Below are 15,500 nucleotides of genomic sequence, written 5' to 3' on the forward strand. Positions count from 1 at the left end.
TGCTCCGATTGCTTAGGCTTACCTAAGCTAACACCTCAGCTTTGCAGAGTGGAGAGCAGGCGCTGCACCGCACCACCCAGCCCCCATCGCTTGGCGAGGGTTTCCAGGGTGGCGGGATCGCGCGGCCCGGCGGGCAGCGCGGGGGCGAATTCCGGCAGCGGTACGTCACCGGCGACCCGGACCACCTTCGGCGCGACGGCGACGTACGCCCGCGCCTCGTCGAGCCGCTTGCGCTGCGACGGCGTCAGCTTGGACTTCGGGTCGTCGACGGCGGCCATGATCCCGGCCAGATCGCCGAAGGTGTCCAGCAACTTGGCCGCGGTCTTCTCGCCGATGCCCGGGACGCCCGGCAGTCCGTCGCTCGGGTCACCGCGCAGCAGGGCGAGATCGGCGTAGCCGGAGCCGTCCACGCCGTACTTCTCCCGCAACCACGCCTCGTCCGTCAGCTGGAGCGAGCCGACGCCCTTCAGCGGGTAGAGCACCCGGACCCCGCGTGCGTCGTCGACCAGCTGGTAGAGGTCCCGGTCGCCGGTGACGATGTCCACGGGGCCGGTGGCCAGGCCGGCGAGCGTGCCGATCACGTCGTCCGCCTCGTAGCCCGCGACACCGACCCGGGCGATGCCGAGCGCGTCGAGCACGTCCTCGATGACCGGCACCTGCGGGGCCAGGGTGTCGGGGGTCTCCTCCTCGTCCGGCAGCCCCTCGGCGGTCTCCACCGCGACCCGGTGTGCCTTGTACGACGGGATCAGCTCGACCCGCCAGTGGGGCCGCCAGTCCGCGTCCATGCAGGCGACCAGGTCGTCCGGCCGGTGGTCCTGCACCAGGCGCCCGATGAAGTCGAGCAGCCCGCGCACGGCGTTGACCGGTGTCCCGTCCGGGGCGCGTACCGAGTCGGGGACCCCGAAGTAGGCGCGGTAGTAGAGGGAGGCGGTGTCGAGGAGCATCAGGCGTCGCGTCACCCCCCGATGATGCCGCACCCCACCGACACCGGCCGCAGGGGCGCGGAAGCAAGGGCGACAGGTGGCCGCAATCAATCGTTCATGTGTGACCTGGGTCACTCTTGTGTTTGGGTTCTGTAAGCGGGGGCAGGCGCGCAGCCGGAGCGGATCACGTACCAGTTTCAATTAGTGCACGTGCCATGCGGGCCGAATCCGCGCCGCTCCACGGTCTGCCGGAGGGGGTGGCAGACCGTTTTTCGGTTCAACCCGCGAGGTGTATGTGTCAAGGCTGCAAGCTGAACGCTTGTACAAAGTGTTCGGCAGACGACCCGATCAAGCCGTGCAGAAGCTCGAAGGCGGCGCAGACCGCGACGAGCTGCGCGCCGACGGAACGACCGCAGCGGTGATCGACGCCTCGTTCACCGTCGAGCCGGGACAGATCTTCGTCGTGATGGGTCTGTCCGGGTCCGGAAAGTCCACGTTGCTGCGCATGCTCAACGGACTTCTGGAGCCCACGGCCGGACGCGTGCTCTTCGACGGCCAGGACCTGACCGCCCTGAGCCCCGCCGAGCTGCGCCATGTCCGTTCCACCAAGATCAGCATGGTGTTCCAGCACTTCGCGCTCTTCCCTCACCGCAGTGTGCTGGAGAACGCCGCGTACGGCCTGGAAGTGCAGGGCGTACCGCGCGCCGAGCGCGAGAAGCGCGCCACCGAGGCGCTGGAGATGACCGGCCTGGCCGGCTGGGAGAAGTCCTGGCCCGACGAGCTGTCCGGCGGCATGCAGCAGCGTGTCGGCCTGGCCCGCGCCCTGGCCACCGACGCCGACCTGCTGCTGATGGACGAGTCCTTCAGCGCACTCGACCCGCTGATCCGCCGCGACATGCAGGACCAGCTGCTCGAACTGCAGAAGCGGCTGAAGAAGACCATCGTCTTCATCACCCACGACCTCAACGAGGCCATGCGCCTCGGCGACCGCATCGCCGTGATGCGCGACGGGAAGATCGTCCAGCTCGGCACCGCCGAGGACATCCTCGTCACCCCGGCCAACGACTACGTCGCCTCCTTCACCCAGGACGTCGACCGGACCCGGGTGCTGACCGCGGGCGCCATCATGGCCGAGCCGCACACCGTCATGGGCACCAGCACGGACGACGGCAAGGAGCTGCGCACCGCCGCCGACGTGCTCGCGGCCGCCCCGGCCACCGTCACCGAGTCCACGCCGATCATCGAGCTCTTCACGCCCTGCTCGCAGAGCGGGGTCGCGGTCGCCGTGACCGACGCCGAGGGCAAGCTCGTCGGCGTCGTCCCGCGCGCCCGGCTGCTCGCCGTCCTCGGTGAACCGATGACCCCCGCCGAGGCTCCGCAGGACGTCCCGGCGGGCACGACCGTCACGAAGAAGGTGGCCAGTGTTTAGGCTTCCGCTCGGTGACTGGGTCGACTCCGCCGTCGACTGGCTGCAGAGCCATCTCGCCTGGCTGTTCGACGCGATCAGCTCCATAGTCAGCAACATGTTCGACGGCATAGCCGCCGTTCTCTCCGCCCCCGCGCCGCTGCTCTTCGCGGGCATCGTCGCGGTCATCGCCTGGTGGCTGCGCGGCCTGCTCGCCGGTGTGCTCGCCTTCGTGGGCTTCGCCGTCATCGACTCCGTCGAGCTGTGGGACGAAGCGATGGACACCCTCACCCTGGTGCTCGTCGCCACCATCATCGCGCTGGTGCTGGCCGTACCGCTGGGCATCTGGGCGTCCCGCTCCAAGACAGTCAGCGCGGTGACCCGGCCGGTCCTGGACTTCATGCAGACCATGCCCGCCATGGTCTATCTGATCCCCGGCGTCATCTTCTTCGGCGTCGGCGTGGTGCCCGGAATCATCGCCACCATCATCTTCTCGCTGCCTCCGGGCGTCCGGATGACCGAGCTCGGCATCCGCCAGGTCGACGGCGAGCTCGTCGAGGCCGCCGAGGCCTTCGGCACCACCAAGCGCAACACCCTGCTGCGGGTCCAGCTGCCGCTCGCGCTGCCCACGATCATGGCGGGCATCAACCAGGTCATCATGCTGGGTCTGTCCATGGTGGTCATCGCCGGCATGGTCGGCGGCGGCGGCCTCGGCGGCGCCGTCTACCGCGCCATCGGCAACGTGGACGTCGGCCTCGGCTTCGAGGCGGGCATCTCCATCGTCATCGTGGCGATGTACCTGGACCGGATGACCGGCGCCCTCGGCCGCGAGGTCTCCCCGCTCGCCCGCCGCGCGCTCGCCAGGGCGCAGGCGATGGCCGGCGGCTTCAAGATCTGGAACCACCGCCCGCAGCCCGTCGTCGCGATCTCCGGGGTCGTCGTCCTCGCGCTCGTCGCGGGCGCCCTGGGCATCTTCGGCTCCTCCGGCTCGGACGAGAAGAAGAACACCGCCGACGGTTCGGACATCGGCGCGGGCAAGAAGATCAGCATGGGCTACATCCCGTGGGACGAGGGCATCGCCTCCACCTTCCTCTGGAAGGAGATGCTGGAACGGCGCGGCTTCGAGGTCGACGCCAAGCAGTACGAGGCCGGCGCGCTCTACACCGGTATGGCCAACGGCCAGATCGACTTCGAGACCGACTCCTGGCTCCCGGTCACCCACGCCAGCTACTGGAAGACGTACAAGGACCGCCTGGAGGACATGGGCTCCTGGTTCGGCCCCACCTCCCTGGAGCTGGCCGTCCCCTCGTACATGAAGGACGTCCAGTCGCTGGACGACCTCAAGGGCAAGGGCTCGCAGTTCAAGGGCCGGATCGTCGGCATCGAGCCGAGCGCCGGTGAGACGGGCCTGCTCAAGGACAAGATCCTGCCGGGCTACGGCCTGGACAAGGAGTACAAGGTCGTCGACGGCTCCACGCCGTCGATGCTGGCCGAGCTGAAGCGCTCGTACGCCAAGAAGGAACCGATCGTCGTTCCGCTCTGGTCGCCGCACTGGGCCTACAACCAGTTCGAGCTCACCAAGCTCAAGGACCCCAAGAACCTCTGGGGCAAGGGCGACGGCATCCACACCCTGGCCCGCAAGGGCTTCTCCGCCGACAACCCCGAGGTCGGCAGCTGGCTCAAGAACTTCAAGATGACCGAGGACCAGCTCACCAGCCTCGAGGCGCAGATCCAGAAGTCCGGCTCCGGCAAGGAGCAGGAGGCCGTCCGCGTCTGGCTGAAGGCCAACCCGGGCGTCGCCGACAAGTGGACCCCGGTCGACGGTGCCGCCAAGGCCAAGGCCAAGGGCACGAACGGCAAGGACGAGCGCGACCGCGCCGTCGAGATGGCCTGGTTCCCCTGGGAGGAGGACATCGCCGCCACGTACCTGTGGAAGGCGGTCCTGGAGGAGCGCGGCTACAGGATCAACCTCAAGCAGTTCGAGGTCGGCCCGATGTACGCCGCGATGTCGCGCGGCCAGATCGACGTGCAGTTCGACGGCTGGCTGCCGTACACGCAGAAGAACTACTGGCAGAAGTACGGCTCACAGCTGAGCGATCTCGGGTCGTGGTACGGCCCGACGTCCATCGAGGTCGCGGTGCCCTCCTACGTGAAGGACGTCAAGTCCCTCGCCGACCTCAAGGGCAAGGGCTCGCAGTTCAAGGGCCGGATCGTCGGCATCGAGCCGGGCACCGCCACGATGGAGAACCTCAAGAAGAACGTGCTGCCGGCGTACGGCCTGGACAAGGAGTACAAGGTCCTCGACTCCTCGACGCCCGGCATGCTCGCCGAGCTGAAGCGCGCGTACGCCAAGAAGGAGCCCATCGCGGTGCTGCTCTGGACCCCGCACTGGGCGTACAGCGAGTACGGCATGACCAAGCTGAAGGACCCCGAGAAGGCCTTCGGCAACGGTGACCGGCTGCACACCATCGCGTCCAAGGACTTCCCGAAGAACTACCCGCAGCTGACGAAGTGGTTCAAGGACTTCAAGCTGAGCGAGGACCAGCTCGCCGGTCTGGAGAACCAGATCCAGAAGCGCGGCGCGGGGCACGAGGAGGAGGCCGTGAAGGCCTGGATGGAGAAGAACCCGGGCATCGCGGACACGATGGCTCCCCAGTAGGGCTTCCCGCAGGCTCCGAAGCACCGGAAAGGGTGGGCACCGCCGACGGCGGGCCCGCCCTTTCGGGGTTTTCGGAGGATCGCCATCCGGCCGACCTTGCGCAACCGTATGCGTAATGTGCTGGCAGCCGGAAGGATGGCGAGTCGGGAGGGAGCCGGACATGGACGAGAAGGAAGCACTCCGCGTGGGCGCCGCGGTCCGCCGAAGGCGCAGGACCCTGGGGCTCACGCTGGCCGCGGTCGCCGGCCGCAGTGGTCTGTCCGTGCCGTTCCTCAGCCAGATCGAGAACGAGCGGGCCAGGCCCAGCGCCCGGTCGCTGGACCGGGTCGCCGAAGCCCTGGAGACCACCACGGCACGGCTGCGCGCCGCAGCGGACTCGGCACGCGCCGTCGATGTCGTACGGGGGGCCGAGGACGACGGCGTACGCAGGGTGGTGCGCGGACGCCATCAGCTCAGCGCCCTGGAGTTCACCGGCGAACTCGACCTCGGGCGCGAGTTCCAGCACCGCAACGACGAGGTGATGTACGTGGTGCGGGGCGCCGCCGAGGTGGAGGCCGAGGGGCAGGCCTACCGGCTGGAGCAGGGCGACACCCTCTTCCTGTCCGGCGGGGTGCGGCACCGCTGGCGGGCCACCGTGCCCGGCACGAGGCTGCTGGTCGTCGCGGTCGCCGAGCACATCGACGCCACCTACGACCCGCGCCGCTGAGCGGGGCCTTCGTGCGCGTCGTCTCCCTGGTCCCCTCGCTCACCGAGGCCCTCGCCGTCACGGCGCCCGGTCTGCTGGCCGGCGCCACCGACTGGTGCACCCATCCGGCCGGGCTGGCCGCGGCCCGGATCGGCGGCACCAAGAATCCCGATGTGGCGGCGGTCCTCGCGCTCCGGCCCGATCTGGTCGTCGCCAACGAGGAGGAGAACCGCGAGCCCGACCTCGCGGCGCTCCGGGCCGCCGGGACCGAGGTGCTCGTCACGGAGATCCGCACCCTCGACCAGGCCTTCGAGGAGCTGGACAGGGTCCTGGTCACCGCCTGCGGGCTGGCCAGGCCGCGCTGGCTGGACGAGGCCGAGGCGGCCTGGGCCGCGCTGCCGCCGCCCCGTGCGCCCCGCCGCGCGATCGTGCCGATCTGGCGCAGGCCCTGGATGGTGCTGGGCCGTGACACCTTCGCCGGGGACCTGCTGGCCCGGCTCGGCGTCGAGAACGTGTACGCCGGCCATGTCGAGCGCTACCCCCGCATCCCGCTCGACGTGCTCAACGCGGCGGGAGCCGACCTGGTCGTCCTGCCCGACGAGCCGTACCGCTTCACCGCCGACGACGGGCCCGAGGCCTTCCCCGTGCTGCCCGCCGCACTCGTCGACGGGCGGTACCTCACGTGGTACGGGCCGTCACTGGTGCGGGCGCCTGCGGTGCTGCGAGCAGCGCTCCGCTGAACAGCCCGCGCAGCGTCCGCACCCCGGCCACCGCCCAGGCCGCCACCAGCAGCACGTACAGCGCGACGGCCAGCCAGGTGTACGCCGTGAGCCCGGTGTGCCGGGCCAGACCGGCGGCGCCGGTGACACACGTACCGACGGGGAAGGTGAAGCCCCACCACGTCATGCCGAAGGTCATGCCATTGCGTGCGGCCCGCATCACCATGGCGATGGCCAGCGCCAGCCACAGCAGCGCGAACCCCATCACGGGCACCCCGTACAGCACGGCGAACACCCCGAGCCCCGAGGCGTACGGTGCCCCGATCGCACCCTGTCCCACATCGGCGAGCTGGTTGACCGCGGTCGTCGACTGGCCGAGCGGGCCGAGGACCAGGAACAGCGTGGGCGTCAGCGCGAGCGGCAGCGGCCCCTGGTGGACCAGCCGGGCGAAGATCAGCGGCAGCATCACCAGCGTGGCCAGCAGGCTCAGACCGAACATCGCGTAGCAGGCCAGCAGCATCGCCTCCCGCCACTGTCCGGCCGGCAGCTCCGGCACCAGCAGCGGACCGAGAGCCGCGGAGACCATCGGCGCCACCACCGGCAGCAGCCAGACCGGTGACGCGGTGCCCGGCTCGATCCGGTGGCGTACGACCATCAGGTACGGGATCGCGACCGCGGCGGCCAGCCCGATCAGCGTGCCCGCCGAGTACAGCACCACGTCCAGGGCGAGCGCCGCCCGGTGCCCGATCACGTCCTGCCCGACCACCATCGTCGAACCGCCGACCGCGAGCAGAGCCATCGACAGACAGCCGTAGAACGGGGCGACGGCCGGGTCGAGGAGATGGCTGCGGGCCTGGTCGCGGTGGGCGATCCAGTGCCCGGTCCGGGCCGCGAGCACCGCGGCGAGCGCGACCGCCGCGAGCGCCCACACCACCGTGCAGGCGGCCCGCAGCCCTGGCACGTGCACCGGCAGCGCGACGCCCGCGCTCGCGACGATCGAGGTGCCCATCACGGCCGCGTACCAGTTGGGGCCGAGGTACCGCAGGGCGGGCAGCCGCTCGGCGGTCGGAAACGGGGCCGAGGGCTGTTGTGCCTGCTGCGTCTGCGGAAAGATGGCCATGCCACGATTTTCCCGGCGAGGGCCGGGCTCCACCAGGGAGTCCGTATCTATGAGGTCATAAGGTGGCTTTATGACCGGCGAAGCGCATGTTCCTCTCTCCCACCGCATCCCCGACCTCGGGGCGCTGGAACTCCTGCTCGCCGTCGCCCGGCACGGCAGCCTGGGACGCGCGGCCCGCGACGTCGGCGTCACCCAGCCCGCCGCCAGCAGCCGGATCCGGTCCATGGAACGCCAGCTCGGCGTGGCCCTGCTGGACCGTTCGCCGCGCGGCTCCCGGCTCACCGACGCCGGTGCACTGGTCACCGACTGGGCGCGCAGGATCATCGAGGCGGCCGAGGCGTTCGACGCGGGCGCGCAGGCGCTGCGCGACCGGCGGGACTCCAGGCTGCGGGTCGCCGCCTCCATGACCATCGCCGAATACCTGCTGCCCGGATGGCTGATAGCGCTGCGCGCGGAACGGCCGGACACGGCGGTCTCGCTGCTGGCCGGAAACTCGGCGGCGGTGGCGGGCCGGCTGCTGGCCGGCGAGGCGGACCTCGGATTCGTGGAGGGCCTGTCCGCGCCGGAAGGGCTCGACGGCACGGTCATCGCCCATGACCGCCTCGTCGTCGTGGTCGCGCCGTCACACGCCTGGGCCCGCCGCCTGGCCCCCCTCACCCCACAGGAACTGGCCGTGACCCCGCTGATCCTGCGTGAACACGGCTCCGGCACCCGCCAGGTCCTGGACGCGGCCCTCGCCGTGCACGGCGGCCTCGCCCAGCCGTTGCTCGAACTCTCCTCCACGACCGCGGTGAAGGGAGCGGCGGAGAGCGGCGCCGGGCCGTGCGTCCTGAGCGAACTGGCCCTCGGCGAGGAACTGTCCTCGCGCCGGCTCGTCAAGGTCCCGGTCGCCGGAGTACGCCTGCGGCGCCAGCTGCGCGCGGTCTGGCCCTCGGGTCACCGTCCAACGGGCCCGGCCCGTGACCTGCTGTCACTGACGGGACGGGACACCTGACGCCCCGGGTCCCGCCCACCCGGGCGAAAGCGCTGGCGGGCGCCCCGCCGCGTGGCGAAGAATGCGCGGATGAACGTGATCGCTCCACCCGCCACCGGCGTCCGGCATCACTGGGCCGACCTCCCCGCGCCCGTCCGTGACGCCGTCGAGGACATCCTCGGCGGCCGGATCGTCGAGGCGCGCAGCCAGAGCGGCGGGTTCTCGCCGGGGGTCGCCGCCCGCGTCCGGCTCGCGGACGGACGGCGCGCGTTCGTCAAGGCGGTGAGCGCCGAGACGAACCCCGGCAGCCCGGACCTGCACCGCGCCGAGGCCCGCCTCACCGCGGCGCTCCCGCCCGGCATCCCGGCGCCCCGGCTGCTCGGCTCGTACGACGACGGCACCCGGGTTGCCCTCGTCCTCCAGGACATCGACGGCCGCCAGCCCCGTGTCCCCTGGGACGCCGCCGAACTGGACCGGGTCCTGACGGCGGTCGGCGAGCTGGGCGCGGCACTGACCCCGGCACCGATCGACGCGCCCGCCGCGGCCGACCGCAAGGCCGGGATGTTCAGTGGCTGGCGCACCCTGCTGGCCGACGGGGACACCGGCCGGCTCGATCCGTGGGCGGCGCGCAACCTCGGCCTGCTCGCGGAGCTGGAGTCGGGCTGGGCGGAACCGGCCACGGGGGACAGCCTCGCCCACAGCGACCTGCGAGCCGACAACATCCTGCTCACCGACGACCGGGTGGTCTTCGTCGACTGGCCCCACGCGCTGAGGGCCGCCCCCTGGTTCGACCTGCTGACAATGCTGCCGTGCGTGGCGGCGCAGGGCGGCCCCGACCCGGAGACCGTCTTCACCACCCACCCGCTGGGCCGGGACGCCGACCCGGCGGGAGTGACAGCGGTACTCACCGCGCTGACCGGCTACTTCGTGGCGGCTGCACTGAAACCGGCCCCACCCGGCCTCCCGACGCTGCGGGCCTTCCAGGGAGCCCAGGGCGCGGCGGCGCTGCGGTGGCTGCGCGGCAGGCTCGGGCACACCGCTCCTTGAGGCGGCTCCCGCGGCTCCAATGGTGAGCGTGGATACCTTTACGTCCTCCCCGGCGCCGCACCGGAGGAAGACGGCGCGCTTACCCCGCGCGGGTCGGGAATCCGCGACTCGGGCCGGGAATCCCCGACTCGGATCAGGCCCCCCGGCTCGGATCAGGAATCCGCGACTTGGGTCAGGGATCCGCGACTCAGGTCAGGAACCCGCGCAACAGCGCGGCCGTACCCGCGCAGTGCTCGCGCATGACCGCGCGCGCGCCCTCCCCGTCCCCGTCGAGGACCGCCTCGACGAGGCTGGTGTGCTGGTGCTGCGAATGCTCCAGGTTCCGCACCAGCAGCGGTATGCAGTCCAGCAGGTCGTTCAGGGTGGCGCGGACGGCCGCGTACTGAGTGGTCAGCGACGCGGACCCGGACAGTTCGGCCAGGGTCAGATGGAGCAGGGTGTCGCGCCTGCGGTAGTCCTGCAGCGGCGCTTCGTGCGTCGCCGTCAGGGCGGCACGCAGCCGGTCCGCGCCCTCGTCGTCGAGCCCCTGCGCGGCGCAGAGCTCGGCCGCCCCGGCCTCCAGCGCCTCACGGAAGCGCAGCACGTCCTCGATGTCGACGGACGCGATCCGCCGCCGCAGCTCGTCCTCGCCGGGGCTGCCGGCGCGCCGCAGCACGAACGTACCGCCGTACCGGCCGCGCCTGCTCTCCACCAGGCCCTGGTCCTGGAGGACCTTCAGCACCTCGCGCAGGGTGACCCGGCTGATCCCCAGCAGCTCGGCGAGATCGCGCTCGGCCGGCAGTCGGCCGCCGCCCGGCACCAGCCCGAGCCTGATCACCTGGAGTATCTGTTCCAGCGCCTCCTCGAAGCCGTTCCCCGCCCGGACGGGCCGCAGTACGGGCATCAGGCGGTCGATGAACTCGCTTTCCCCGGCCATGCCCCGTTCCCCTTCCGGGCCAGTGGCCGACCGTCGGCGGCCGGCCAGTAATGGTTGAGCCTCACACCTTAAGTTTCACAGCTTAGGTCTTCCGGCCGGTCGGCCGGGTGCGGGGCGCCCGCCGTGGGACCGGCTACCGCTCGTGGACCGGCCGGCACCACGGATGAATCGGACAGTCGGACAATCATCGGTCGGTGCCGGTGGCCGAACCCTAGAGTGTGTGGATGACCAACGCGACACCGCCCGGCTGGTATCCGGACGCCGCGGCACCGGGCACCGACCGCTGGTGGGACGGCGCGGCGTGGACCGCGCACACCCGCCCCGCCGCCGCTCCGCAGGCGTTCGGCCCGCCCGAGCCGGTCGCCACCGCACCCGGCAACGGCGTCACCGCACCCGGCCGGGGCGGCACCCGCGTCGTCGCGCTCGCCGTGGCCGGGCTGATCGTCGTGGGCGCCGCCGTCACCGGCGCCGTCCTGCTCGGCAGGGACGACGACGGCACGCGGCCCGAGGCCGGGCCGAGCGTCTCCGTACCGCCGCCCACCACGGCCACGGACACCCCGTCACCCAGCGGCTCACCGGCCGAAGGCGACCCGAAGGTCCTCGTCGACCAGCTCAACGGCATCACCCTGCCGATCCCCGACGGCTGGGAGAAGCCCGTCAGGACCGCCGAACAGGTCCTCACCATGCGCACCGTCGACTCCTACGCCTGCCCCGGCAGTTCCTCCGACTTCTGCTACCACGGCACGGTGACCAGCCGCGTCGCGAGCGCCACCGACATCACCTCCGCCGAGAAGCTCGCCGAGCAGGACATCGCCACCGCCGCCGACGGCGCCTACGAGAAGAACATCGTCGGTGACCGGATCCACGGCGGCATCACCTCCCACGAGGTACTCGACTCCGCGTCCGTGAGCGTCGCCGGACGGGCCGGCTACCAGGTGCGCTGGCGGGTCAACACGGCCAAGGGGCCCGGCGGTTACGTGCAGTCGCTCGTCTTCCCGTCCGCGATCGGCAGCGAGTCGCTGATCATCGTGCGCTACGCCTTCGACGCGGGCCCCGACGGACCGCCGCTCTCGCTCATGGACACCATCACCAAGGCGATCCGGCCGATCGGCGACAGCGCGACGAGCGGCGGCGTGGGCAGCGCGATCGAGCACTGAGCCGGGCCGTGAGGCTCAGAGGAATGTACGGCCCTCGCCCCGGTACGTCGGCACCGTCGCGGTGATCCGGTCGCCCTCTATCAGCTGCAACTCGTCGAAGCGCTCGCACAGTTCACCGGCCTTCGCGTGCCGGAACCACACCTTGTCGCCGATCAGCAGATCGTCGGCCGGCGCACCGAGCAGCGGGGTCTGCACCTCGCCGGGCCCCTCCTGCGGGTCGTAGCGAAGCCCCTCCGGCAGGTACGGGACGGGCAGCCGGTCCGGGCCGGCCGGGCCGGACGCCGGATAGCCGCCACCGAGGACCGTCACCACCCCCACACCGGGCCGGCGCACCACGGGCTGGGCGAACAGCGCCGCCGGACGGGCCGTGAACGACGTGTAGTTGTCGAACAGCCTCGGTACGTAGAGCCCCGACCCGGCCGCGATCTCGGTCACGGCGCGCTCGGCCGCCGTGTGCTGCACACTGCCCGTGCCACCGCCGTTCACGAACTCCAGGTCCGGCGCCACCGCCCGTACCGCGCGCACCACCTCGGCCCGCCGGACAGCCAGCTCCCTGCGGCCCGCGGCCTGCATCAGCCGGACCGCGCGGGAGCGCAGCGGCTTCCCCGCGACGGAATCCCCGACCCCGGCGATATGGCCCTCGTACGCCATCAGGCCCACCAGCCGGAATCCCGGCCGCCGCGCCACCGAGCGTGCCAGCTCCGCCAGTTGGGCGGGGGAGCGCAGCGGCGAACGCAGGGCTCCGATCCTGACCCGGCCGCCGAGCAGCTGGAGCGAGGTGTCCAGTTCCAGGCAGACCCGGATCTCCTCGCGGCCACCCGCCCGCGCCGCGTCGATCAGCTCCAACTGCGCGTGGTCGTCGACCATCAGCGTCACCGCGGCGGCCAGTTTCGGATCGGCGGCCAGCTCGGCGAGGGCGGCCCGGTCGGCCGTCGGATAGGCCAGCAGCACGTCCTCGAACCCGGCCCGCGCCAGCCACAGCGACTCCGCCAGCGTGAACGACATGATCCCGGCGAAACCGGGGCGCGCGAGCACCCGTTCCAGCAGGGTCCGGCAGCGCACCGACTTGCTCGCCACCCGGATCGGCTTCCCTGCCGCCCGGCGGACGAGATCGTCGGCATTGGCGTCGAACGCGTCGAGATCGACAATGGCGATCGGGGCGTCCAGATGGGCGGTGGCCCGGTTGTAACGGGTCCGGTCAGCGGCACGGGCAGTCATGGCCGCAGCTTGCCAGACGTCCGTACCGCTGGGTAGGGGGATGATCTGCGCAGATCGTCCGGGGCGGGGAGTCGCCCGCTCCCGCCGGGGCCGTCGCACCCCGTAGAGTGACGGCACGCGGCAATCAACGGGCCTGCCTGTGAAGTCGATCCGCGCGCGGTACGGAACGGGACCAGGGGGGCGGATGAGTACCGAGGCGCAGCGCGTTCCTGTCCCGCCCCGCCCCACGACCCCGCCCCCGACGCCCCCGACGCAGGCCCCCGCGACGGCCGCCACGGACGCACCCGTTCCGACGGACCGGAACACACCTCCGGCCGTGGCCGCTGGCCCTCCCGAGGCCGCCGTCCCGCCCGTGGAGACCACGGCCCGGCTGAGGCCGGTGCCCCCGGCCCCCGCAGCAGAAGTGCCCGCCACTCCGCCGCGCCCCGCCCCGCCTGTCGCGGCCCCGCCCATGACCGCCCCGCCACGCCGCGACCAGCCGCCCGCCGTGACGCGACGGCGGCCCGTCGGCGCCGTGGACCTCACCCCGCGCCCGGGAGCGGTTCCGCCACCGAACGGGTCGGCCCACGTCTTCCCGCAGCCGCAGCCGCAGCCGTACCCGTACTCGTACTCGTACCCGTACCGCGTCCCCCACCCCGAGACGCCCGCCGAGACCACCACCCGGCTGCGCCCGATCCGTACCCGGCACCCCGCCAGGACTGCGACGGCCGCCGCCTGCGTCGTGCTCGGGCTCGGGCTGATCGGCGGCGCGGCCACCGGCGCCTGGCTCACCAGCGACTCCTCGGCCGACGCCGCCGCCCGCAGCGCCTACACCGTGGGCCGCACCGCCTGGCACAACGTCCCCGTCGACACCCTCTTCCCCCGCACCCTGACCGGTGACGGCGCGGGCCCCGGCGGCGCCGACCGGGTCTGGACCCGGATCGCCGTCGCCCCGGACAGCGGCTGCCGGGCGGCCCTGGACCCGCTGCTGGCCCGGACCCTCGGCCCGGTCGGCTGCGAGCGCATGCTCCGCGCCACCTACACCGACGCCACCGCCAGCAGTGTCACCACGGTCGGGGTGATCTTCACCGAGGGCGACGAGGCGGCGATGAAGGCGCTGAGCACCCGCTTCACCGGCCAGCACCTCGGCCGGCGCACCGACCTGATGCCCCGCACCTACCCCGTCGAGGGCACCGTCGCCGCCGGATTCGGCGACCGGCAGCGCGCCAGCTGGACCGTCCACGTGCTGACCGAGGTGCCCGTCGTCGTGTTCGCCGTGTCCGGCTTCGCCGACGGGCGCACCGTCGCCGACCCGCAGCCCGTCGACAGGGCCATGGCCGCGAACGCCACGACGGCCGCCGCCCAGGCCGGGCTCGGCCACGAGGCCAAGGGCATCGCCGACCGGATCGAGCGTGGTCTGCGCGGGACCGTCACCGACCTCACGGAGAAATCGGAATGAGCCGCCGCACCCGCCGTGCCCTGGGCGCGGTCTGCGCCGCCACCGCGTTCGCGCTCCTGCCCGCGGTACCGGCCAGGGCCGATGCCATCCGGGACCAGCAGTGGGGCCTCCAGGCACTCCACACCGACCAGGCGTGGCGGACCACCAAGGGGAAGGGAATCACCGTCGCCGTAGTCGACACCGGGGTCGACGGCAACCTGCCCGATCTGTCCGGCCAAGTACTGCCCGGCAAGGACATGATCGGCTTCGGCGCCGGCCGCGGTGACCGCTCCTGGGCTCGCCACGGCACCGCGATGGCAGGCATCATCGCAGGTCACGGCCATGGGACGGGGCGCACCGACGGAGTGCTCGGCATCGCGCCGGAGGCGAAGATCCTCCCGGTCCGGGTGATCCTCGAAGCCTCCGACCCGGCCCGCGCCAAGGCCCGGGAGTCACGCGGCACGGCCCTCGCCGACGGCATCCGCTGGGCCGCCGACCACGGCGCCGACGTCATCAACCTCTCGCTCGGCGACGACAGCAAGTCCGCGCACCCCGACCCGGGCGAGGACGCCGCCATCCAGTACGCGCTGAAGAAGGGGGCGGTCGTCGTCGCCTCCGCGGGCAATGGCGGCGAGAAGGGCGACCACATCTCGTACCCCGCCGCCTACCCCGGTGTGATCGCGGTCGCCGCCGTCGACCGGTACGGCACCCATGCCGCGTTCTCCACCCGCCGTTGGTACGCCACCGTCAGCGCACCCGGTGTCGACATCGTCGTCGCCGCGCCCGACGAGCAGTACTACGTGGAGTGGGGCACCTCCGCCGCCTCCGCGTTCGTCTCCGGCGCCGTCGCACTGGTCCGCGCCGCGCACCCGGGGCTGACGCCCGCCCAGATCAAGAAGCTCCTCGCGGACACGGCCCGCGGCGCCCCGGCGTCCGGCCGGGACGACGCCCGGGGGTACGGCATCGTCGACCCGGCAGCGGCGATCGAGGCCGGCGCCGATGTCCGCCCCGCCGGTCTGCGCGCCGAAACCACCGAGACCGGTTACCGGAAGCGCTACTTCGGCTCCGGTCCCACCCCCGAGCAGCACGGCAGCGGCCGCGCGGGCTGGCTCGCGGCCGGCGCGGGCGGCCTCGGCGCGGTCCTGCTGGCCCTGGCAGTGGTGCTCTGGCGCGACAGGGGCCGAGGCCCCTTCGCCGTACGGGGCTGACCGCCCCGGCTCAGCGGCCCCGTACGGACCTGTCGGCAGGGCGGCACGGCCCA

At 72.3% G+C, this 15,500-nt stretch carries 13 protein-coding genes; 9 read left to right on the forward strand and 4 right to left on the reverse strand.

The features are described 5' to 3' along the window. Nucleotides 1–35: 35 nt before the first annotated feature. On the reverse strand, nucleotides 36–944 hold the full coding sequence (locus tag OHA19_RS32125; RefSeq protein WP_405721285.1) for a 5'-3' exonuclease H3TH domain-containing protein: 909 nt from the start codon (nucleotides 942–944) through the stop codon (nucleotides 36–38). Nucleotides 945–1,278: 334 nt separating this feature from the next. Here OHA19_RS32125 and OHA19_RS32130 point away from each other — a divergent pair, with 334 nt between their 5' ends. The 4 genes from OHA19_RS32130 to OHA19_RS32145 all read left to right on the forward strand — a co-directional run bounded on the left by OHA19_RS32130 (nucleotide 1,279) and on the right by OHA19_RS32145 (nucleotide 6,412). Beyond that, on the forward strand, nucleotides 1,279–2,352 hold the full coding sequence (locus OHA19_RS32130; protein WP_405710941.1) for a glycine betaine/L-proline ABC transporter ATP-binding protein: 1,074 nt from the start codon (nucleotides 1,279–1,281) through the stop codon (nucleotides 2,350–2,352). Beyond that, the gene (locus OHA19_RS32135) at nucleotides 2,345–4,987 is read left to right on the forward strand and encodes an ABC transporter permease/substrate binding protein (RefSeq protein WP_405710939.1); all 2,643 of its coding nucleotides are present in this window, start codon (nucleotides 2,345–2,347) and stop codon (nucleotides 4,985–4,987) included. Before OHA19_RS32130 ends, OHA19_RS32135 begins: the two co-directional genes overlap by 8 nt. 160 nt (nucleotides 4,988–5,147) lie before the next feature. Further along, entirely contained in the window at nucleotides 5,148–5,693 is a 546-nt protein-coding gene (locus OHA19_RS32140; protein WP_405710937.1) for a helix-turn-helix domain-containing protein, read from the forward strand. 11 nt (nucleotides 5,694–5,704) lie between these two features. Beyond that, nucleotides 5,705–6,412, forward strand: coding sequence for a helical backbone metal receptor (locus OHA19_RS32145; RefSeq protein ID WP_405710935.1), 708 nt, complete (start codon nucleotides 5,705–5,707; stop codon nucleotides 6,410–6,412). Here OHA19_RS32145 and OHA19_RS32150 read toward each other — a convergent pair. After that, nucleotides 6,351–7,511, reverse strand: a complete 1,161-nt coding sequence (locus OHA19_RS32150; RefSeq protein WP_405710933.1) for a TDT family transporter — start codon at nucleotides 7,509–7,511, stop codon at nucleotides 6,351–6,353. The genes OHA19_RS32145 and OHA19_RS32150 overlap by 62 nt on opposite strands. A gap of 70 nt (nucleotides 7,512–7,581) precedes the next feature. On the opposite strand from OHA19_RS32150, the gene OHA19_RS32155 reads away from it, so the two are divergent. Both OHA19_RS32155 and OHA19_RS32160 read left to right on the forward strand, forming a co-directional pair. After that, entirely contained in the window at nucleotides 7,582–8,505 is a 924-nt protein-coding gene (locus tag OHA19_RS32155; RefSeq protein WP_405710931.1) for a LysR family transcriptional regulator, read from the forward strand. 69 nt (nucleotides 8,506–8,574) lie between these two features. Next, nucleotides 8,575–9,531 carry a phosphotransferase family protein gene (locus tag OHA19_RS32160; protein WP_405710929.1) on the forward strand — a complete coding sequence of 319 codons (957 nt, stop codon included), beginning with the start codon at nucleotides 8,575–8,577 and terminating at the stop codon, nucleotides 9,529–9,531. A 187-nt stretch (nucleotides 9,532–9,718) separates the two neighbouring features. On the opposite strand, the gene OHA19_RS32165 is transcribed toward OHA19_RS32160, so the two are convergent. After that, nucleotides 9,719–10,447 carry a FadR/GntR family transcriptional regulator gene (locus tag OHA19_RS32165; protein ID WP_405710927.1) on the reverse strand — a complete coding sequence of 243 codons (729 nt, stop codon included), beginning with the start codon at nucleotides 10,445–10,447 and terminating at the stop codon, nucleotides 9,719–9,721. Nucleotides 10,448–10,671: 224 nt separating this feature from the next. On the opposite strand from OHA19_RS32165, the gene OHA19_RS32170 reads away from it, so the two are divergent. Further along, nucleotides 10,672–11,604, forward strand: a complete 933-nt coding sequence (locus OHA19_RS32170; protein WP_405710925.1) for a DUF2510 domain-containing protein — start codon at nucleotides 10,672–10,674, stop codon at nucleotides 11,602–11,604. A gap of 15 nt (nucleotides 11,605–11,619) precedes the next feature. Here the strand turns inward: OHA19_RS32170 and OHA19_RS32175 are convergent, their stop codons facing one another. Then, nucleotides 11,620–12,822, reverse strand: a complete 1,203-nt coding sequence (locus OHA19_RS32175) for an amino acid deaminase/aldolase (RefSeq protein ID WP_405710923.1) — start codon at nucleotides 12,820–12,822, stop codon at nucleotides 11,620–11,622. Between the two features lie 514 nt (nucleotides 12,823–13,336). On the opposite strand from OHA19_RS32175, the gene OHA19_RS32180 reads away from it, so the two are divergent. Together OHA19_RS32180 and mycP are read left to right on the forward strand one after the other, a co-directional pair. Beyond that, the gene (locus OHA19_RS32180) at nucleotides 13,337–14,260 is read left to right on the forward strand and encodes a hypothetical protein (protein WP_405721282.1); all 924 of its coding nucleotides are present in this window, start codon (nucleotides 13,337–13,339) and stop codon (nucleotides 14,258–14,260) included. Continuing rightward, the gene (gene mycP / locus OHA19_RS32185) at nucleotides 14,257–15,447 is read left to right on the forward strand and encodes a type VII secretion-associated serine protease mycosin (RefSeq protein WP_405710921.1); all 1,191 of its coding nucleotides are present in this window, start codon (nucleotides 14,257–14,259) and stop codon (nucleotides 15,445–15,447) included. The genes OHA19_RS32180 and mycP overlap by 4 nt, the downstream gene beginning before the upstream one ends. The last annotated feature ends 53 nt before the right edge of the window (nucleotides 15,448–15,500 follow it).

Origin of the sequence: Streptomyces sp. NBC_00012 (assembly GCF_045040875.1) — a bacterium.
In the GTDB taxonomy this organism is placed as follows: domain Bacteria; phylum Actinomycetota; class Actinomycetes; order Streptomycetales; family Streptomycetaceae; genus Streptomyces.